This is a genomic window from Shigella flexneri 2a str. 301 (assembly GCF_000006925.2).
Taxonomy (GTDB): Bacteria; Pseudomonadota; Gammaproteobacteria; order Enterobacterales; family Enterobacteriaceae; genus ECMA0423.
This window is the reverse complement of record NC_004337.2, coordinates 786,280-806,671: the sequence shown is the minus strand read 5'-3', so window position 1 is coordinate 806,671 and position 20,392 is coordinate 786,280. Positions and strand designations below refer to the sequence as shown.

The following is a 20,392-nucleotide window of genomic DNA, read 5'->3' as shown; positions in this document are numbered from 1 at the left end:
CAACCATGACCACACTGAAACTGGACACGCTCAGCGACCGCATTAAAGCGCACAAAAATGCGCTGGTGCATATTGTGAAGCCGCCAGTCTGTACCGAGCGCGCGCAGCACTATACCGAGATGTATCAACAACATCTCGATAAGCCGATCCCGGTACGTCGCGCGCTGGCACTGGCGCATCACCTGGCGAATCGCACCATCTGGATCAAACACGATGAGTTGATCATTGGCAACCAGGCAAGCGAAGTTCGCGCCGCGCCGATCTTCCCGGAATATACTGTCTCGTGGATCGAAAAAGAGATTGATGATCTGGCAGATCGTCCCGGTGCTGGCTTTGCGGTGAGCGAAGAGAACAAACGTGTTCTGCATGAAGTGTGCCCGTGGTGGCGCGGTCAGACGGTACAGGATCGCTGCTATGGCATGTTTACCGATGAGCAAAAAGGTCTGCTGGCGACCGGCATCATTAAAGCGGAAGGCAATATGACCTCCGGCGATGCGCACCTGGCGGTCAATTTCCCGCTGCTGCTGGAAAAAGGGCTTGATGGTCTGCGTGAGAAAGTAGCGGAACGTCGCTCGCGCATCAATCTGACGGTGCTGGAAGATTTGCACGGCGAACAGTTCCTGAAAGCGATTGATATCATGCTGGTGGCAGTCAGTGAACACATTGAACGTTTCGCTGCCCTGGCGCGTGCAATGGCCGCGACCGAAACCCGCGAAAGCCGTCGCGATGAACTGCTGGCGATGGCAGAAAACTGCGATCTTATCGCCCACCAGCCGCCGCAGACTTTCTGGCAGGCGCTGCAACTGTGTTACTTCATCCAGTTGATTTTGCAGATTGAATCTAACGGTCACTCGGTGTCGTTTGGTCGTATGGATCAGTATCTCTACCCGTACTATCGCCGCGACGTTGAACTGAACCAGACGCTGGATCGCGAACACGCCATCGAATTGCTGCATAGCTGCTGGTTGAAATTGCTGGAAGTGAACAAAATCCGCTCCGGCTCCCACTCAAAAGCCTCTGCGGGAAGTCCGCTGTATCAGAACGTCACCATTGGCGGACAAAATCTGGTTGATGGTCAACCAATGGACGCGGTGAATCCACTCTCTTACGCGATCCTCGAATCCTGCGGTCGCCTGCGTTCCACTCAGCCTAACCTCAGCGTGCGTTACCATGCAGGAATGAGTAACGATTTCCTCGACGCCTGCGTACATGTGATCCGCTGCGGCTTCGGGATGCCGGCATTCAACAACGACGAAATCGTGATCCCGGAATTTATTAAACTCGGTATTGAACCGCAGGACGCTTATGACTACGCAGCGATTGGTTGTATAGAAACCGCCGTCGGTGGCAAATGGGGCTATCGCTGTACCGGCATGAGCTTTATCAACTTCGCCCGCGTGATGCTGGCGGCGCTGGAAGGCGGGCGTGATGCCACCAGCGGCAAAGTGTTCCTGCCACAAGAAAAAGCGTTGTCGGCAGGTAACTTCAACAACTTCGATGAAGTGATGGACGCGTGGGATACGCAAATCCGTTACTACACGCGTAAATCAATCGAAATCGAATATGTCGTCGACACCATGCTGGAAGAGAACGTGCACGATATTCTCTGCTCGGCGCTGGTGGATGACTGTATTGAGCGAGCGAAAAGTATCAAGCAAGGCGGCGCGAAATATGACTGGGTTTCTGGCCTGCAGGTCGGTATTGCCAACCTCGGCAACAGCCTGGCGGCAGTGAAGAAACTGGTGTTTGAACAGGGCGCGATTGGTCAGCAACAGCTGGCTGCCGCACTGGCGGATGACTTCGATGGCCTGACTCATGAGCAACTGCGTCAGCGGCTGATTAACGGTGCGCCGAAGTACGGCAACGACGATGATACCGTCGATACGCTGCTGGCTCGCGCTTATCAGACCTATATCGACGAACTGAAACAGTACCATAACCCACGCTACGGTCGTGGTCCGGTTGGCGGCAACTATTACGCGGGTACGTCGTCTATCTCCGCTAACGTACCGTTTGGCGCGCAAACTATGGCAACGCCGGACGGGCGTAAAGCCCACACCCCGCTGGCAGAAGGCGCTAGTCCGGCCTCTGGTACTGACCATCTCGGCCCTACTGCGGTCATTGGCTCAGTGGGTAAACTGCCTACGGCAGCGATTCTCGGCGGCGTGTTGCTCAACCAGAAACTGAATCCGGCAACGCTGGAGAACGAATCTGACAAGCAGAAACTGATGATCCTGCTGCGTACCTTCTTTGAAGTGCATAAAGGCTGGCATATTCAGTACAACATCGTTTCCCGCGAAACGCTGCTGGAGGCGAAAAAACATCCGGATCAGTACCGCGATCTGGTAGTGCGTGTCGCGGGTTATTCCGCCTTCTTCACCGCGCTCTCTCCAGACGCTCAGGACGATATCATCGCCCGTACTGAACATATGCTGTAATCTCTTCGGCCCGGCTGCGGCGTCGCCGGGCTAAATCATTCACATCATCAATTTCATCCTTACTTTCATTCGAAATATAATTTGTGCTCTGCGTCACATTGTTATTACACTGTTACGGTTTCATTTTCGAGCCAGGAGCACACCTATGAGCGTAAAAGTTATCGTCACAGATATGGACGGTACTTTTCTTAACGACGCCAAAACGTACAACCAACCACGTTTTATGGCGCAATATCAGGAACTGAAAAAGCGCGGCATTAAGTTCGTTGTCGCCAGCGGTAATCAGTATTACCAGCTTATTTCGTTCTTTCCTGAGCTAAAGGATGAGATCTCTTTTGTCGCGGAAAACGGCGCACTGGTTTACGAACATGGCAAGCAACTGTTCCACGGCGAACTGACCCGACATGAATCGCGGATTGTTATTGGCGAGTTGCTAAAAGATAAGCAACTCAATTTTGTCGCCTGCGGTCTGCAAAGTGCATATGTCAGCGAAAATGCCCCCGAAGCATTTGTCGCACTGATGGCAAAACACTACCATCGCCTGAAACCTGTAAAAGATTATCAGGAGATTGACGACGTACTGTTCAAGTTTTCGCTCAACCTGCCGGATGAACAAATCCCGTTAGTGATCGACAAACTACACATAGCGCTGGATGGCATTATGAAACCCGTCACCAGTGGTTTTGGCTTTATCGACCTGATTATTCCCGGTCTACATAAAGCAAACGGTATTTCGCGGTTACTGAAACGCTGGGATCTGTCACCGCAAAATGTGGTAGCGATTGGCGACAGCGGTAACGATGCGGAGATGCTGAAAATGGCGCGTTATTCCTTTGCGATGGGCAATGCTGCGGAAAACATTAAACAAATCGCCCGTTACGCTACCGATGATAATAATCATGAAGGCGCGCTGAATGTGATTCAGGCTGTGCTGGATAACACATCCCCTTTTAACAGCTGACCTCTCTACCGGAGCCATGCGCTCCGGTTTTCCCTTCTTTTTACATCCTGTACATCACATCAAATCATTAAACTTGCATTAACTTATTTATAACTTGTATTGTCACATGCAAATTAGCATAGTTTCGAATGAAAGTTAATGCAAGGTGGTTATGGCTTCTACTTTTACCAGCGACACATTGCCTGCCGATCACAAAGCAGCTATCCGTCAGATGAAGCACGCGCTGCGGGCGCAGCTTGGCGATGTCCAGCAGATCTTTAATCAGCTAAGCGATGACATTGCCACGCGAGTGGCTGAAATCAACGCACTCAAAGCACAGGGCGATGCCGTCTGGCCGGTGCTGTCTTATGCCGATATCAAAGCAGGTCATGTTACTGCAGAGCAGCGCGAACAGATTAAACGTCGCGGTTGTGCGGTGATAAAAGGCCATTTCCCCCGCGAACAAGCGCTAGGCTGGGATCAGTCGATGCTGGACTATCTGAACCGCAACCGCTTTGACGAGGTCTACAAAGGCCCCGGCGATAATTTCTTCGGGACGCTCAGCGCTTCACGTCCCGAGATTTACCCCATCTACTGGTCGCAGGCGCAAATGCAGGCCCGCCAGAGTGAAGAAATGGCGAATGCGCAGTCGTTTCTCAATCGTCTGTGGACATTTGAAAGTGATGGAAAGCAATGGTTTAACCCGGATGTGAGCGTCATCTACCCTGACCGTATCCGCCGCCTTCCGCCCGGAACGACCTCCAAAGGTCTTGGAGCGCATACCGACTCCGGGGCGCTGGAACGCTGGCTGCTTCCAGCGTATCAGCACGTTTTCGCCAACGTCTTTAATGGCAATCTGGCGAAATACGATCCCTGGCATGCGGCACATCGTACGGAAGTTGAAGAGTACACGGTGGACAACACCACCAAATGTTCCGTGTTTCGGACATTCCAGGGCTGGACTGCGCTCTCGGATATGCTGCCTGGTCAGGGGTTGCTGCACGTCGTGCCCATTCCTGAAGCCATGGCGTACGTACTGTTACGTCCGCTGCTTGATGATGTGCCGGAGGATGAACTGTGCGGCGTAGCGCCCGGAAGAGTGTTGCCGGTATCAGAGCAATGGCATCCACTGTTAATTGAGGCGTTAACCAGCATTCCAAAACTCGAGGCCGGAGACTCCGTCTGGTGGCACTGCGACGTCATCCATTCCGTTGCCCCCGTTGAAAATCAACAGGGTTGGGGCAACGTGATGTACATTCCTGCGGCACCGATGTGCGAGAAAAATCTTGCCTACGCGCACAAGGTGAAGGCCGCACTGGAAAAAGGCGCATCGCCGGGCGACTTCCCGCGCGAGGACTATGAAACAAACTGGGAAGGACGCTTTACGCTTGCCGACCTCAACATTCACGGTAAGCGAGCGTTGGGCATGGATGTTTGAGAGTTAATGGAAGTGAATTGATGTGGGATTAAGAAAATCGATTCGACGTTACTCAGATTGCTGACAAGTGCGCTTTCTTAATGCCTGATGCGGCGTTAACGCCTTATCCGGCCTACAAAGTCCTGCAGATTCAATATATTACAGGTACTGCGTAGGCCTGATAAGCGTAGCGCATCAGGCTATTTTGCATTTGTCATCAGCCGTCGTCACCCCGACAGTATCGGGGTGACGGATAATCACTTACTCGATCCCTTTACTACGCAGGTAATCTTCGTAATTACCGCTAAAGTCGATCACGCGTTCCGGGGTGATTTCCAGAATGCGGGTCGCCAGGGAGCTTACGAACTCACGGTCGTGTGAAACAAAGATCAGCGTGCCCTGATACAGTTCCAGCGCCATGTTCAGTGACTCGATGGATTCCATATCCAGGTGGTTGGTCGGTTCGTCCATGATCAGAATGTTCGGCTTCTGCATCATTAACTTACCAAACAGCATCCGCCCTTTTTCCCCACCGGAAAGCACTTTAGCTGGCTTTTTGATGTCGTCCTGGCTGAACAGCAAACGACCGAGAATGCTGCGTACCGCCTGCTCGTCATCGCCTTCCTGCTTCCACTGACTCATCCATTCGAACACGGTCAGATCATTTTCAAACTCATATTCGTGGTCCTGGGCGTAGTAACCAATGCGCGCGTTTTCAGACCATTTTACGGTGCCGCTGTCCGGTTGCAGATCGCCCACCAGCGTTTTCAGCAGCGTTGATTTACCGACGCCGTTGGTACCCAGTACCGCAAGTTTTTCACCGACCTCCAGCAGCAGGTTGAGATTTTTAAACAGTGGACCGTTATCAAACCCTTTGGTCAGACCTTCCACTTCCAGCGCGTTACGGAACAGTTTCTTATCCTGTTCAAAACGGATAAACGGGTTCTGACGGCTGGAGGCTTTCACCTCTTCCAGTTTGATTTTATCAATCTGGCGCGCGCGCGAAGTTGCCTGGCGAGATTTCGAGGCGTTGGCGCTAAAGCGGCTAACGAAAGATTGCAACTCAGCAATCTGCGCTTTCTTCTTGGCGTTATCGGCCAGCAGACGTTCACGCGCCTGGGTCGCCGCCGTCATGTACTCATCGTAGTTACCCGGATAAACGCGCAGCTCGCCGTAATCCAGATCCGCCATGTGGGTACAGACCATGTTAAGGAAGTGACGGTCGTGCGAGATGATGATCATGGTGCTGTCACGCTCGTTCAGCACCTGTTCCAGCCAGCGAATGGTGTCGATGTCGAGGTTGTTGGTCGGTTCGTCGAGCAGGAGAATATCCGGCTCAGCAAACAGCGCCTGCGCCAGAAGCACACGCAGCTTCCAGCCAGGAGCAACTTCACTCATCGGGCCGTAGTGCTGTTCCACTGGAATTCCCACGCCAAGCAACAGTTCACCGGCGCGAGCTTCCGCAGAGTAACCGTCCATTTCGCCGTATTTCACTTCCAGATCGGCCACTTTATAGCCGTCTTCTTCACTCATTTCCGGCAAAGCATAGATGCGGTCGCGCTCCTGCTTCACTTCCCACAACTCTTTATGCCCCATGATCACCGTATCCAGCACAGTGAACTCTTCAAAGGCAAACTGATCCTGACGCAGCTTACCAATGCGCTCGTTGGGATCGAGGGAAACGTTACCCAGCGTCGGCTCAAGGTCGCCGCCGAGAATCTTCATAAAGGTGGATTTACCACTACCGTTCGCGCCAATCAGGCCGTAACGGTTGCCGCCGCCGAATTTGACGGAAATGTTTTCAAACAACGGCTTACTGCCGAACTGCATGGTGACGTTACTGGAAACTAACACAGGCGTATCCTGAAAAGAGATATGACAAACCGCGCATTATGCCATAAGTCTGAAAGAAGATCCTGCTCCTCGCTTAAGGTCTACACTCAAGCCAAAGGCAAAAAATGTGATTTCGTACACATCTGATTTCACTGTGAGCTGGAATGAACTTATAATGCGCTTCCAATACTCTAATATTCTCAACCCAATGGCCTGCCAGGCACAAAATCTCGCTTAACATGAATATGAAATTGAAAACATTATTCGCAGCGGCCTTCGCTGTTGTCGGCTTTTGCAGTACCGCCTCTGCGGTAACTTATCCTCTGCCAACCGACGGGAGTCGCCTGGTTGGTCAGAATCAGGTGATCACCATTCCTGAAGGTAACACTCAGCCGCTGGAGTATTTTGCCGCGGAGTACCAGATGGGGCTTTCCAATATGATGGAAGCGAACCCGGGTGTGGATACCTTCCTGCCGAAAGGCGGTACTGTACTGAACATTCCGCAGCAGCTGATCCTGCCGGATACCGTTCATGAAGGCATCGTCATTAACAGTGCAGAGATGCGTCTGTATTACTATCCGAAAGGGACCAACACCGTTATCGTGCTGCCGATCGGCATTGGTCAGTTAGGCAAAGATACGCCTATCAACTGGACCACCAAAGTTGAGCATAAGAAAGCAGGCCCGACCTGGACGCCGACCGCCAAAATGCACGCAGAGTACCGCGCTGCGGGCGAACCGCTACCGGCTGTCGTTCCGGCAGGTCCGGATAACCCGATGGGTCTGTATGCACTCTACATCGGTCGCCTGTATGCTATCCATGGCACCAACGCCAACTTCGGTATCGGCCTGCGTGTAAGTCATGGTTGTGTGCGTCTGCGTAACGAAGACATCAAATTCCTGTTCGAGAAAGTACCGGTCGGTACCCGCGTACAGTTTATTGATGAGCCGGTAAAAGCGACCACCGAGCCAGACGGCAGTCGTTATATTGAAGTCCATAACCCGCTGTCTACCACCGAAGCCCAGTTTGAAGGTCAGGAAATCGTGCCAATTACCCTGACGAAGAGCGTGCAGACAGTGACCGGTCAGCCAGATGTTGACCAGGTTGTTCTTGATGAAGCGATCAAAAATCGTTCCGGGATGCCGGTTCGCCTGAATTAATCGTCAAAACGTAAAACAAAGGCGGACTCATAATCCGCCTTTTTTATTTGCCAGACCTTACCAGGCCGGGATCATAACTAACAAAACGTATCCCACCAGCGCCGCCCACAACAGCATCGGTATTGAATAGAGATGGAAACGCCACCAGATGCGGCGATCGTTCGCCATACGTAGCGCAATCAAATTTGCCAGCGATCCTGGTAATAAACCAAAGCCCCCCACGTTTACCGCCCATGCCAGTAATAAAGACGGAGGTACATAATTGAGCAGCAAAATGGTACTCGGCACGTTACTGATCACCTGCGATAAACCGACTGCCGTTAACCATAACCCGGGTTCAGATAAATGACTCACGTTACCCAACACGCCTTGCAACGCTGGAAGCTGGGTCAGTAAATGGACGTCGATAAACATCGCCATAAACACCAGCAGCAACGTCCAGTCCACACTCAACACCACGCGACGCGCCAGCAGCACAAAGCCCGCCGCCACAATCACCAGTCCCCACAGCTCTTGTTTGAACTCCAGCGCCGTCAGAAAGACGATATACAGCCCCAGACAATTCCACACCAGCCGCGGTTTCCACTCCGGTGTTTGCACCCCCGTATGGTATTGCAGCGCCTTTCCAGGGAAACAACACCAGCACAACAGCAGGAGTGTCAGCATCATTGCGCCAGCCATCGGTGCCATTTGGGCAATAAATCCGGCAAACGAAAGACCAGAACGTCCCCAGATAAGAATATTTTGCGGGTTGCCAATTGGCGTCAGTAGCGAACCAGCGTTGACTGCCAGCGCCTCAAAAATAATCAGCCGATTAACCGGGATCTCACACAGTCTTTTTAGCGTGATAGTCAGCGGAACAACAATAAACAGCGCGACATCGTTGGTCAGAAAGGTAGAAAGCAGCGCCGCCGCCAGCACCATAAACATCGCCAGCCGACGCTCCGTAGCAAAGCGGCGCACCATTTTGCGCCCCAGCACATCAAAATAACCGCTTAACTCCACACCTTTGGTCAGCAGCATCAGGCCGCTTAAGGTGATGATGGTGTGCCAGTCGATAGCAGCAGGCCAGGATTTCGGTGCAAAGGGCACGAAAAAGCTTAATCCGATACCAACAAGAATTAATAACTGAAAAAAACGATCGCCTTGCAGCGTGCGTAAAAAAGGCAGGCTCATTTGGCACCGTGTTTCTGGGTAAACAAACGAAAAGCGTCGAGCGTCTCTTCACTAACATGGTGCTCCATGCCTTCCGCGTCGCGACGGGCGATTTCCGGACTGACGCCCAACACCAACAAGAAATTTTCGACTATCTGATGTCGCTCGCGGCTTTCCTGCGCCAGCTTCTCTCCTTCTGCCGTTAAAAACACGCCACGCCAGGGGATCATTTCAATCAGCCCCATGGTTGCCAGCCGCTTAAGCATTTTAGCCACCGTCGGTTGCGAAACTCCCAGACGAGCAGCCATGTCCACCTGACGAGCTTCCCCCACTTCCCTGATCAAGTCAGAAATCAGCTCAACGTAATCATCAATAAGCTCGCGCCGATGCGCCTCTCTGACCTGGCGGAACCCTTCAACGTGCTCTTCCACGTTCACTAACTGCGTCACTTTTTTTGCTATTGGCGTACCTGCGCGACGACTCATTGTGCTTCCTCATTATGGTGACGCATACATAGCGTTCTCATTTCGTGCGCACATTGTAAACCAGAGTTGCGAAGGTACAAAAAATTAACGTTTTAGCAATAGCTATATAATATAGCCTGTGCTATATCTGTATGTAATGCAATCATCCCTCAAGGATCGACGGGATTAGCAAGTCAGGAGGTCTTATGAATGAGTTCAAGAGGTGTATGCGCGTGTTTAGTCATTCTCCCTTTAAAGTACGGTTAATGCTGCTCTCTATGTTGTGCGATATGGTCAACAACAAACCGCAGCAAGATAAACCTTCAGATAAATAGCGGCGTCGCGGTACGCCGCTTCACTCCTGCTTTTATGCAGGCATAACGCGTTTTGGTCTGAAAAAAACCACTTTTTGTCGGATTTGCAATCCCCTTCGCAAAAGATTTGTTCGTCAGTAGTTGACCTGAACGGCGGCTCGCTCTATCTTCTTGCAGCCCTGCGTATATTGCGGCTCGCGGATGCGGACCCCTTTCCCCTCTTCACGCACTCTTGCAGGTATTGACCCTTGACGCCAGGGTAAGCACATGGCGTTTGTTACGATAGTGGCATATGAATTTAACCCTCAAAGAATCGCTTGTTACCCGTAGCCGGGTATTTAGCCCGTGGACTGCGTTCTACTTTTTACAGTCGCTATTAATTAACCTCGGCTTAGGTTACCCCTTCAGTTTGCTCTACACCGCTGCGTTTACGGCTATTTTGCTTTTGCTATGGCGAACATTGCCTCGCGTACAAAAAGTTCTGGTCGGTGTCAGTTCGCTGGTGGCGGCTTGTTATTTCCCTTTTGCTCAGGCCTACGGCGCGCCTAATTTCAATACATTGCTGGCATTGCACTCCACCAATATGGAAGAGTCGACCGAAATCCTGACGATTTTTCCGTGGTACAGCTACCTGGTCGGCTTATTTATTTTTGCGCTCGGCGTAATAGCAATCAGGCGAAAAAAAGAGAATGAAAAAGCGCGCTGGAATACCTTCGACAGCCTGTGTCTGGTATTCAGTGTGGCGACATTTTTTGTTGCTCCCGTGCAAAACCTGGCCTGGGGTGGCGTATTTAAACTGAAAGATACTGGCTATCCGGTATTTCGTTTTGCTAAGGATGTCATCGTCAATAATAACGAGGTGATTGAAGAGCAAGAACGGATGGCAAAACTTTCCGGAATGAAAGATACCTGGACGGTCACTGCCGTTAAGCCGAAGTATCAGACCTATGTGGTAGTGATCGGTGAAAGCGCGCGTCGCGATGCCCTCGGTGCCTTTGGCGGTCACTGGGACAATACCCCGTTTGCCAGCAGCGTTAACGGTTTGATATTTGCTGACTACATTGCTGCCAGTGGCTCCACGCAGAAATCGCTTGGCTTAACGCTCAATCGCGTAGTCGATGGCAAACCACAGTTTCAGGATAACTTTGTCACCCTGGCAAATCGCGCGGGCTTCCAGACATGGTGGTTTTCCAACCAGGGCCAAATCGGCGAATACGATACTGCTATCGCCAGCATCGCCAAACGTGCAGATGAAGTGTACTTCCTGAAAGAAGGTAATTTTGAAGCAGATAAAAACACGAAAGACGAAGCGTTACTGGATATGACCGCTCAAGTGCTGGCGCAAGAGCACTCGCAACCGCAGCTGATTGTTCTGCATCTGATGGGCTCGCATCCGCAGGCCTGCGACAGGACACAAGGCAAATACGAAACCTTTGTGCAATCGAAAGAAACGTCGTGCTATCTCTATACCATGACGCAAACGGACGATTTACTGCGCAAGCTGTACGATCAGTTACGCAACAGCGGCAGCAGCTTCTCTCTGGTTTACTTTTCTGACCACGGTCTGGCCTTTAAAGAGCGCGGCAAAGACGTGCAATACCTTGCCCATGATGATAAATATCAGCAAAATTTCCAGGTGCCTTTTATGGTCATTTCCAGCGGCGATAAAGCGCATCGGGTGATTAAAGCCCGCCGCTCAGCCAATGACTTCTTAGGCTTTTTCTCGCAGTGGACGGGAATTAAAGCGAAGGAAATAAATATCAAATACCCGTTTATATCTGAGAAGAAAGCCGGGCCGATATACATCACCAACTTCCAGTTACAGAAGGTGGATTACAACCATCTCGGAACCGATATTTTCGACCCGAAACCTTAAAAACAAAAATCCGCCCCGAGAGGCGGATTTTTATATCACCAAAGTGATTAGAAGCGGTAACCAACACCGGCAATCCAGGTGCCTACGTCAACGCTACGAATACGGCTCTGCTCGTAAGAGAAGTCCAGAGCAACGTTTTCCATCGGGTTGAACTGCAGACCAGCACCGTAGGAGAAACCGTAGTCGCTGGTGTCGTGTTTGTAGGTCGGGTATTCAGTGGTCTGGAATTTACCATAACCCACACCCACTACACCGTAGATGCTTGCCCAGTCGTTAATGCGGTAAGCCGGACCAGCAGTGATGCCGTAGTACTGGTTTTTGTTGTAGTCACCAGAGCTTGCAGTACGGCTTTTCTCGGTGTAAGTGAAAGAACCGATCACACCCAGCGGGCTGTTGTCTTCTTCATAGCGGTATTTCAGGTTGAAACCGCCCATTTTGTTCATTTGGCCCTGAGCGTCGCTCTGTGCGTAACCGCCAGTTACGGTAGAAGTCGCAGCTACGGAAGTACCTGCGGTGAAAGCCAGAACTGCGGCCAGTGCTGAAAGACATGCAATTTTTTTCATAACCACCTCAAATGTGATTCAAATAAGTCCTAAGTTTTAAATATATCAAAAATTAATGGGAAACTCTTCGCGATTTGTGATGTCTAACGGGCCATTTCATGTAACAGAACGTTTCCATACACCGCTATCCATCTAAATTTAAATCACTTTTTCAGAGAACTGCGTAAGTATTACGCATGTTTTCCCTGTCATTCATCCAGATTATTCCTAATCACCAGACTAATGATTCCATCAATCCTGGCGCATTTTAGTCAAAACGGGGGAAAATTTTTTCAACAAATGCTCAACCAGCATTGGGTATATCCAGTACACTCCACGCTTTACTTAAGTCTAGATATTTGTGGGAGAAAGGATGCCTGGTTCATTACGTAAAATGCCGGTCTGGTTACCAATAGTCATATTGCTCGTTGCCATGGCGTCTATTCAGGGTGGAGCCTCGTTAGCTAAGTCACTTTTTCCTCTGGTGAGCGCACCGGGTGTCACTGCGCTGCGTCTGGCATTAGGAACGCTGATCCTCATCGCGTTCTTTAAGCCATGGCGACTGCGCTTTGCCAAAGAGCAACGGTTACCGCTGTTGTTTTACGGCGTTTCGCTGGGTGGGATGAATTATCTTTTTTATCTTTCTATTCAGACAGTACCGCTGGGTATTGCGGTGGCGCTGGAGTTCACCGGACCACTGGCGGTGGCGCTGTTCTCTTCTCGTCGCCCGGTAGATTTCGTCTGGGTTGTGCTGGCGGTTCTTGGTCTGTGGTTCCTGCTACCGCTGGGGCAAGACGTTTCCCATGTCGATTTAACCGGCTGTGCGCTGGCACTGGGGGCCGGGGCTTGTTGGGCTATTTACATTTTAAGTGGGCAACGCGCAGGAGCGGAACATGGCCCTGCGACGGTAGCAATTGGTTCGTTGATTGCAGCGTTAATTTTCGTGCCAATTGGAGCGCTTCAGGCTGGTGAAGCACTCTGGCACTGGTCGGTTATTCCATTGGGTCTGGCTGTCGTTATTCTCTCGACCGCTCTGCCTTATTCGCTGGAAATGATTGCCCTCACCCGTTTGCCAACACGGACATTTGGTACGCTGATGAGCATGGAACCGGCGCTGGCTGCCGTTTCCGGGATGATTTTCCTCGGAGAAACACTGACACCCATACAGCTGCTGGCGCTCGGCGCTATCATCGCCGCTTCAATGGGGTCTACGCTGACAGTACGCAAAGAGAGCAAAATAAAAGAATTAGACATTAATTAAATTTACATTTCTGTATGGTTATGCATAACCATGCAGAATTTCTCGCTACTTTTCCTCTACACCGTATTTATATATCGAATTATGCAAAAGCATATTTATTCCGAAAATTCCTGGCGAGCAGATAAATAAGAATTGTTCTTATCAATATATCTAACTCATTGAATCTTTATTAGTTTTGTTTTTCATGCTTGTTACCACTATTAGTGTGATAGGAACAGCCAGAATAGCGGAACACATAGCCGGTGCTATACTTAGTCTCGTTAATTACTGGGACATAACATCAAGAGGATATGAAATTATGAGTACCGCTAAATTAGTTAAATCAAAAGCGACCAATCTGCTTTATACCCGCAACGATGTCTCCGACAGCGAGAAAAAAGCAACAGTAGAGTTGCTGAATCGCCAGGTTATCCAGTTTATTGATCTTTCTTTGATTACCAAACAAGCGCACTGGAACATGCGCGGCGCTAACTTCATTGCCGTACATGAAATGCTGGATGGCTTCCGCACCGCACTGATCGATCATCTGGATACCATGGCAGAACGTGCCGTGCAGCTGGGCGGTGTAGCTCTGGGGACCACTCAAGTTATCAACAGCAAAACCCCGCTGAAAAGTTACCCGCTGGACATCCACAACGTTCAGGATCACCTGAAAGAACTGGCTGACCGTTACGCAATCGTCGCTAATGACGTACGCAAAGCGATTGGCGAAGCGAAAGATGACGACACCGCAGATATCCTGACCGCCGCGTCTCGCGACCTGGATAAATTCCTGTGGTTTATCGAGTCTAACATCGAATAAATCCATCGCTGATGGTGCAGAACTTTAGTACCCGATAAAAGCGGCTTCCTGACAGGAGGCCGTTTTGTTTTGCAGCCCACCTCAACGCACTTATTTAGTGCATCCATCTGCTATCCCCAGCTGATTAAGTAAATTTTTTGTATCCACATCATCACACAATCGTTACATAAAGATTGTTTTTTCATCAGGTTTTACGCTAAATAATCACTGTGTTGAGTGCACAATTTTAGCGCACCAGATTGGTGCCCCAGAATGGTGCATCTTCAGGGTATTGCCCTATAAATCGTGCATCACGTTTTTGCCGCATCTCGAAAAATCAATGAGTTGCAAAATTGGCACGATTTTTTCATATATGTGAATGTCACGCAGGGGATCGTCCCGTGGATAGAAAAAAGGAAATGCTATGAAGTCTGTATTAAAAGTTTCACTGGCTGCACTGACCCTGGCTTTTGCGGTTTCTTCTCATGCCGCGGATAAAAAATTAGTTGTCGCGACGGATACCGCCTTCGTTCCGTTTGAATTTAAACAGGGCGATAAATATGTGGGCTTTGACGTTGATCTGTGGGCTGCCATCGCTAAAGAGCTGAAGCTGGATTACGAACTGAAGCCGATGGATTTCAGTGGGATCATTCCGGCACTGCAAACCAAAAACGTCGATCTGGCGCTGGCGGGCATTACCATCACCGACGAGCGTAAAAAAGCGATCGATTTCTCTGACGGCTACTACAAAAGCGGCCTGTTAGTGATGGTGAAAGCTAACAATAACGATGTGAAAAGCGTGAAAGATCTCGACGGGAAAGTGGTTGCTGTGAAGAGCGGTACTGGCTCCGTTGATTACGCGAAAGCAAACATCAAAACTAAAGATCTGCGTCAGTTCCCGAACATCGATAACGCCTATATGGAACTGGGCACCAACCGCGCAGACGCCGTTCTGCACGATACGCCAAACATTCTGTACTTCATCAAAACCGCCGGTAACGGTCAGTTCAAAGCGGTAGGTGACTCTCTGGAAGCGCAGCAATACGGTATTGCGTTCCCGAAAGGTAGCGACGAGCTGCGTGACAAAGTCAACGGCGCGTTGAAAACCCTGCGCGAGAACGGAACTTACAACGAAATCTACAAAAAATGGTTCAGTACTGAACCGAAATAATAACGCTACACCTGTAAAGCGCACTGGCAGTTCCCTCTCCCCCCTGGGGAGAGGATTAGGGTGAGGGGCGCAAACCCGCTCCGGGGCCATTAATTACCCTGAATTTGATTATTTACACCACGGTAACAGGAACAACATATGCAGTTTGACTGGAGTGCCATCTGGCCTGCCATTCCGCTTCTGATTGAAGGTGCCAAAATGACCCTGTGGATTTCGGTCCTCGGTCTGGCTGGCGGTCTGGTAATCGGATTGCTGGCAGGTTTTGCACGCACCTTCGGTGGTTGGATAGCCAACCACGTCGCGCTGGTCTTTATTGAAGTGATCCGCGGCACACCTATCGTCGTCCAGGTGATGTTTATCTATTTCGCCCTGCCGATGGCGTTTAACGACTTACGCATCGACCCATTTACTGCGGCGGTGGTCACCATCATGATCAACTCCGGCGCGTACATTGCGGAAATCACGCGTGGTGCGGTGCTGTCTATCCACAAAGGTTTTCGTGAAGCAGGACTGGCGCTCGGTCTTTCACGTTGGGAAACCATTCGCTACGTCATTTTACCGCTGGCACTGCGTCGTATGCTGCCGCCGCTGGGTAACCAGTGGATCATCAGCATTAAAGACACCTCGCTGTTTATTGTTATCGGCGTGGCGGAACTGACCCGTCAGGGGCAAGAAATTATTGCCGGTAACTTCCGCGCCCTTGAGATCTGGAGCGCCGTGGCGGTGTTCTATCTGATTATTACCCTGGTGCTGAGCTTTATTCTGCGTCGTCTGGAAAGAAGGATGAAAATCCTGTGATTGAATTTAAAAACGTCTCCAAGCACTTTGGCCCAACCCAGGTGCTGCACAATATCGATTTGAACATTGCCCAGGGCGAAGTCGTGGTGATTATCGGGCCGTCCGGTTCCGGTAAATCGACCCTGCTGCGCTGCATCAACAAACTGGAAGAAATCACCTCCGGCGATCTGATTGTCGATGGCCTGAAGGTCAACGATCCGAAAGTTGACGAGCGCCTGATTCGCCAGGAAGCAGGTATGGTGTTCCAGCAGTTTTACCTCTTCCCGCATCTGACGGCGCTGGGAAACGTCATGTTTGGTCCGCTACGCGTGCGTGGCGCGAACAAAGAAGAGGCGGAAAAACTGGCGCGTGAGCTGCTGGCGAAAGTCGGTCTGGCAGAACGTGCACATCACTACCCTTCCGAACTTTCTGGTGGTCAACAGCAGCGTGTGGCGATTGCCCGCGCGCTGGCGGTGAAGCCGAAAATGATGCTGTTTGATGAACCGACTTCCGCTCTTGACCCGGAACTGCGCCATGAAGTGCTGAAGGTTATGCAGGATCTGGCTGAAGAAGGGATGACGATGGTGATCGTGACCCACGAAATCGGTTTTGCCGAGAAAGTAGCTTCGCGGCTGATCTTTATAGACAAAGGCCGGATTGCGGAAGATGGCAATCCGCAGGTGTTGATCAAGAACCCGCCGAGCCAGCGCTTGCAGGAATTTTTGCAGCACGTCTCTTAATAAGACACATTGCCTGATGCGCTACGCTTATCAGGCCTACAGGATATCTGGCAACTTATTAAAATTGCATGAACTTGTAGGACGGATAAGGCGTTCACGCCGCATCCGGCAAAAAAGCCCGCACGTTGTCAGCAACCTGCTTAATATCCCTTCCTCCCTTTCACCCGAAAGGGAGGCACACCAGATTCCTCTCATTTAAAATCGCCCCTCCCCCAGCATCTATACTTATCTTTTTGCTCTGTTTTCTCACTGGAGGAGTCATGCGGTGGATCCTGTTCATCCTCTTCTGCCTGCTGGGCGCACCTGCCCACGCGGTATCCATACCCGGCGTTACAACCACAACGACAACGGACTCAACGACTGAACCGGCCCCGGAACCGGATATCGAACAAAAAAAGCGGCCTATGGCGCACTGGCGGATGTGCTGGATAACGACACCTCGCGTAAAGAGTTGATCGACCAGTTGCGTACTGTCGCCGCGACGCCCCCTGCGGAACCGGTCCCGAAGATCGTGCCGCCGACGCTGGTTGAAGAGCAAACCGTGCTGCAAAAGGTCACCGAAGTCAGCCGCCATTATGGTGAAGCCCTTTCCGCCCGCTTCGGGCAACTTTATCGCAATATCACCGGCTCCCCGCATAAGCCATTTAATCCACAAACCTTCAGCAATGCGCTGAGCCATTTTTCAATGTTAGCGGTATTAGTGTTTGGTTTTTACTGGCTGATTCGCCTGTGCGCACTGCCGCTATATCGCAAAATGGGTCAGTGGGCGAGGCAAAAAAATCGTGAGCGCAGCAACTGGTTGCAGCTTCCGGCGATGATTATTGGGGCGTTTATTATCGACCTGCTGTTACTGGCCCTGACATTATTTGTCGGCCAGGTATTAAGCGACAACCTGAATGCAGGCAGTCGCACCATCGCTTTCCAACAAAGTTTGTTTCTCAACGCCTTTGCCCTGATTGAATTTTTCAAAGCCGTACTACGCCTGATTTTTTGCCCAAACGTGGCGGAGCTGCGCCCGTTCACGATTCAGGACGAGAGCGCCCGTTACTGGGGTCGTCGCCTGAGCTGGTTAAGCAGCCTGATTGGCTATGGCCTGATTGTGGCCGTGCCGATTATCTCTAATCAGGTGAATGTACAGATAGGTGCGCTGGCGAACGTCATCATTATGCTGTGCATGACCGTCTGGGCGTTGTACCTGATCTTCCGAAATAAAAAAGAGATTACCCAGCATATGCTCAACTTTGCGGAGCATTCGCTGGCTTTTTTCAGCCTGTTTATCCGCGCCTTTGCGCTGGTGTGGCACTGGCTGGCAAGCGCCTATTTTATCATGCTGTTTTTCTTTTCGTTGTTCGATCCGGGCAACAGTCTGAAATTTATGATGGGTGCAACGGTGCGCAGCCTGGCGATTATTGGTATCGCAGCGTTTGTTTCCGGTATGTTTTCCCGCTGGCTGGCGAAAACCATCACCCTCTCGCCACATACTCAGCGTAACTATCCGGAGCTACAAAAACGGCTGAATGGCTGGCTTTCGGCGGCGCTGAAAACGGCGCGTATTCTGACCGTCTGCGTGGCAGTAATGTTGCTGTTGAGCGCATGGGGATTGTTCGATTTCTGGAACTGGCTGCAAAACGGCGCGGGGCAGAAAACCGTAGATATCCTGATCCGCATCGCACTCATTCTTTTCTTCTCGGCGGTTGGCTGGACGGTGCTCGCCAGTTTGATCGAAAACCGGCTGGCTTCGGATATTCATGGCCGCCCGCTACCCAGCGCCCGTACGCGTACCCTGCTGACGCTGTTCCGTAACGCGCTGGCGGTGATTATCAGTACCATCACCATCATGATTGTGTTGTCGGAAATCGGCGTCAATATCGCGCCATTGCTGGCAGGTGCCGGGGCATTAGGTCTGGCTATCTCGTTTGGTTCGCAAACGCTGGTAAAAGATATTATCACCGGGGTATTTATTCAGTTTGAAAACGGCATGAACACTGGAGATTTGGTGACTATCGGGCCGTTGACCGGCACAGTGGAACGGATGTCGATTCGCTCCGTGGGCGTGCGCCAGGATACCGGGGCGTATCACATCATTCCGTGGTCTTCGATAACCACCTTTGCTAACTTCGTCCGCGGTATTGGTTCGGTAGTGGCAAACTACGATGTTGATCGCCATGAAGATGCTGATAAAGCCAATCAGGCACTGAAAGATGCGGTAACGGAATTGATGGAAAACGAAGAAATTCGCGGGCTGATTATTGGTGAACCGAACTTTGCCGGGATTGTCGGCTTAAGCAATACCGCGTTTACACTGCGTGTTTCGTTCACCACGCTGCCACTCAAACAGTGGACGGTACGCTTTGCCCTCGACAGCCAGGTGAAAAAACATTTCGACCTGGCGGGCGTTCGCGCGCCAGTGCAGACTTATCAGGTGCTGCCTGCTCCGGGCGCGACCCCGGCTGAACCGCTGCCGCCGGGGGAGCCAACGCTTTAACGTTGGCGATTAACAAAACGGCGGCGCTGCTCGTCGTTCATAAAGGTCCAGGCAATAAAGCGACTCTGCTTTTGCCCCTGGGCCATCTCTTTTTTTACCACCTTCACCGCGCCCACGTCGGTCAGAGCACGATACAACGGCGGTAAGTTTTCACCACGAGATACCAGCGAGGTAAACCACATCACCTGCTTCGCGAAGCCTTTGCTCTCTTCAATCATCTTTTTGATAAAGTTGACTTCACCGCCTTCACACCACAACTCCTGTTGCTGACCACCAAAGTTCAGTGCATCGTCTTTGTTCAGCCCCAGGTTACGGCGTTTACGCTCACTACCTGCCCGCGCCGCAGCGGCGGAATCGTGGAATGGCGGGTTACACAAGGTCGCGTCGTATTGCTCGTTTTTGTGGATGATGCCGTTAAAAATCGCCCCACTCTCTTTTTGCCGACGCAGACGAATGGCGCGGTTAAGCCCCGGATTAGCACTGATAATCGCCTGCGCACTGCTTAACGCCTGGCTGCTGGTTTCACTACCGGTAAAACGCCAGCCATATTCATGTACGCCAATCAGCGGATAAATACAGTTCGCACCAACGCCGATATCCAGAATGCTGGCATTCGCTGGAATTGTTCCGCTTGCTTCAGCCAGTAAATCGGCAAGGTGATGAATATAATCCGCCCGGCCCGGTACTGGTGGGCAGAGAAAACCGTCGGGGATATCCCAGTTCGCTACGGCGTAAAAATGGGCCAGCAACGCCTTATTGAGCGCCTTCACCGCCAGCGGATTGGCAAAGTCTACGCTTTGCTCCCCTGCGGGTGTAAGCGTGAGGAATTGCCTGAGTTCAGGATTGACCTGACAAAGCGTGGCGAGATCGTAGCGGCTGTGATGACGGTTGCGCGGATGCAACCCCGGTTTCTGGGCGGACATAGCATTCTCCTTTAAGCAGCGGCGTAAGATACCCGCATAACGCGACAGGGTAAATATCTGGCTGCGTTTATCATTCCCCAAAACCTTAACATGGCTATGGTTTATGGCAATTCAT

Annotated in this window: 17 protein-coding genes; 12 read left to right on the top strand and 5 right to left on the bottom strand. The window is 51.2% G+C overall.

Annotated features, from left to right (window positions below; genetic code table 11):
- Positions 1 to 5 precede the first annotated feature (5 nt).
- The 3 genes from ybiW (at position 6) to ybiU (ending at position 4,816) form a co-directional block, all read left to right on the top strand.
- Positions 6 to 2,438 carry a formate acetyltransferase gene (gene ybiW, locus SF0773; RefSeq protein ID NP_706700.1) on the top strand — a complete coding sequence of 811 codons (2,433 nt, stop codon included), beginning with the start codon at positions 6 to 8 and terminating at the stop codon, positions 2,436 to 2,438.
- A gap of 145 nt (positions 2,439 to 2,583) precedes the next feature.
- Positions 2,584 to 3,399: a hypothetical protein gene (locus tag SF0772; protein ID NP_706699.1), complete on the top strand. Its 816-nt coding sequence runs from the start codon at positions 2,584 to 2,586 to the stop codon at positions 3,397 to 3,399.
- A 151-nt stretch (positions 3,400 to 3,550) separates the two neighbouring features.
- Complete coding sequence (gene ybiU, locus SF0771; RefSeq protein NP_706698.2) at positions 3,551 to 4,816, top strand: hypothetical protein; 1,266 nt, start codon at positions 3,551 to 3,553, stop codon at positions 4,814 to 4,816.
- A gap of 240 nt (positions 4,817 to 5,056) precedes the next feature.
- Here the strand turns inward: ybiU and ybiT are convergent, their stop codons facing one another.
- Positions 5,057 to 6,649, bottom strand: a complete 1,593-nt coding sequence (gene ybiT, locus SF0770; protein NP_706697.1) for an ABC-F family ATPase — start codon at positions 6,647 to 6,649, stop codon at positions 5,057 to 5,059.
- A gap of 218 nt (positions 6,650 to 6,867) precedes the next feature.
- Here ybiT and ybiS point away from each other — a divergent pair, with 218 nt between their 5' ends.
- Positions 6,868 to 7,788, top strand: a complete 921-nt coding sequence (gene ybiS, locus SF0769) for a L,D-transpeptidase (RefSeq protein NP_706696.1) — start codon at positions 6,868 to 6,870, stop codon at positions 7,786 to 7,788.
- A gap of 57 nt (positions 7,789 to 7,845) precedes the next feature.
- Here the strand turns inward: ybiS and ybiR are convergent, their stop codons facing one another.
- Together ybiR and SF0767 are read right to left on the bottom strand one after the other, a co-directional pair.
- Positions 7,846 to 8,964: a hypothetical protein gene (ybiR, locus tag SF0768; RefSeq protein ID NP_706695.1), complete on the bottom strand. Its 1,119-nt coding sequence runs from the start codon at positions 8,962 to 8,964 to the stop codon at positions 7,846 to 7,848.
- A complete protein-coding gene (locus SF0767) occupies positions 8,961 to 9,428 on the bottom strand; it encodes a manganese transport regulator MntR (RefSeq protein NP_706694.1) in 468 nt (155 codons plus the stop codon). The genes ybiR and SF0767 overlap by 4 nt, the downstream gene beginning before the upstream one ends.
- 185 nt (positions 9,429 to 9,613) lie before the next feature.
- Here SF0767 and SF0766a point away from each other — a divergent pair, with 185 nt between their 5' ends.
- Positions 9,614 to 9,742: a hypothetical protein gene (locus SF0766a; RefSeq protein ID YP_008439233.1), complete on the top strand. Its 129-nt coding sequence runs from the start codon at positions 9,614 to 9,616 to the stop codon at positions 9,740 to 9,742.
- A 271-nt stretch (positions 9,743 to 10,013) separates the two neighbouring features.
- Complete coding sequence (gene ybiP / locus SF0766; RefSeq protein NP_706693.1) at positions 10,014 to 11,597, top strand: hypothetical protein; 1,584 nt, start codon at positions 10,014 to 10,016, stop codon at positions 11,595 to 11,597.
- Between the two features lie 47 nt (positions 11,598 to 11,644).
- Here the strand turns inward: ybiP and ompX are convergent, their stop codons facing one another.
- A complete protein-coding gene (gene ompX, locus SF0765) occupies positions 11,645 to 12,160 on the bottom strand; it encodes an outer membrane protein X (protein ID NP_706692.2) in 516 nt (171 codons plus the stop codon).
- A 352-nt stretch (positions 12,161 to 12,512) separates the two neighbouring features.
- On the opposite strand from ompX, the gene ybiF reads away from it, so the two are divergent.
- The 6 genes from ybiF (at position 12,513) to ybiO (ending at position 19,354) form a co-directional block, all read left to right on the top strand.
- Positions 12,513 to 13,400 (top strand): threonine and homoserine efflux system, encoded by an 888-nt coding sequence (gene ybiF / locus SF0764; RefSeq protein NP_706691.2) that lies wholly within the window; start codon positions 12,513 to 12,515, stop codon positions 13,398 to 13,400.
- A 298-nt stretch (positions 13,401 to 13,698) separates the two neighbouring features.
- On the top strand, positions 13,699 to 14,202 hold the full coding sequence (gene dps, locus SF0763) for a DNA starvation/stationary phase protection protein Dps (RefSeq protein ID NP_706690.2): 504 nt from the start codon (positions 13,699 to 13,701) through the stop codon (positions 14,200 to 14,202).
- Between the two features lie 403 nt (positions 14,203 to 14,605).
- Positions 14,606 to 15,352: a glutamine ABC transporter substrate-binding protein gene (glnH, locus tag SF0762; RefSeq protein ID NP_706689.1), complete on the top strand. Its 747-nt coding sequence runs from the start codon at positions 14,606 to 14,608 to the stop codon at positions 15,350 to 15,352.
- 138 nt (positions 15,353 to 15,490) lie between these two features.
- Positions 15,491 to 16,150, top strand: a complete 660-nt coding sequence (glnP, locus tag SF0761) for a glutamine ABC transporter permease (RefSeq protein NP_706688.1) — start codon at positions 15,491 to 15,493, stop codon at positions 16,148 to 16,150.
- Positions 16,147 to 16,869, top strand: coding sequence for a glutamine ABC transporter ATP-binding protein (glnQ, locus tag SF0760; RefSeq protein ID NP_706687.1), 723 nt, complete (start codon positions 16,147 to 16,149; stop codon positions 16,867 to 16,869). The genes glnP and glnQ overlap by 4 nt, the downstream gene beginning before the upstream one ends.
- 421 nt (positions 16,870 to 17,290) lie before the next feature.
- A complete protein-coding gene (gene ybiO, locus SF0759) occupies positions 17,291 to 19,354 on the top strand; it encodes a hypothetical protein (RefSeq protein ID NP_706686.1) in 2,064 nt (687 codons plus the stop codon).
- Here the strand turns inward: ybiO and ybiN are convergent.
- On the bottom strand, positions 19,351 to 20,358 hold the full coding sequence (ybiN, locus tag SF0758; protein ID NP_706685.1) for a 23S rRNA (adenine(1618)-N(6))-methyltransferase: 1,008 nt from the start codon (positions 20,356 to 20,358) through the stop codon (positions 19,351 to 19,353). The genes ybiO and ybiN overlap by 4 nt on opposite strands.
- Positions 20,359 to 20,392: the final 34 nt, after the last annotated feature.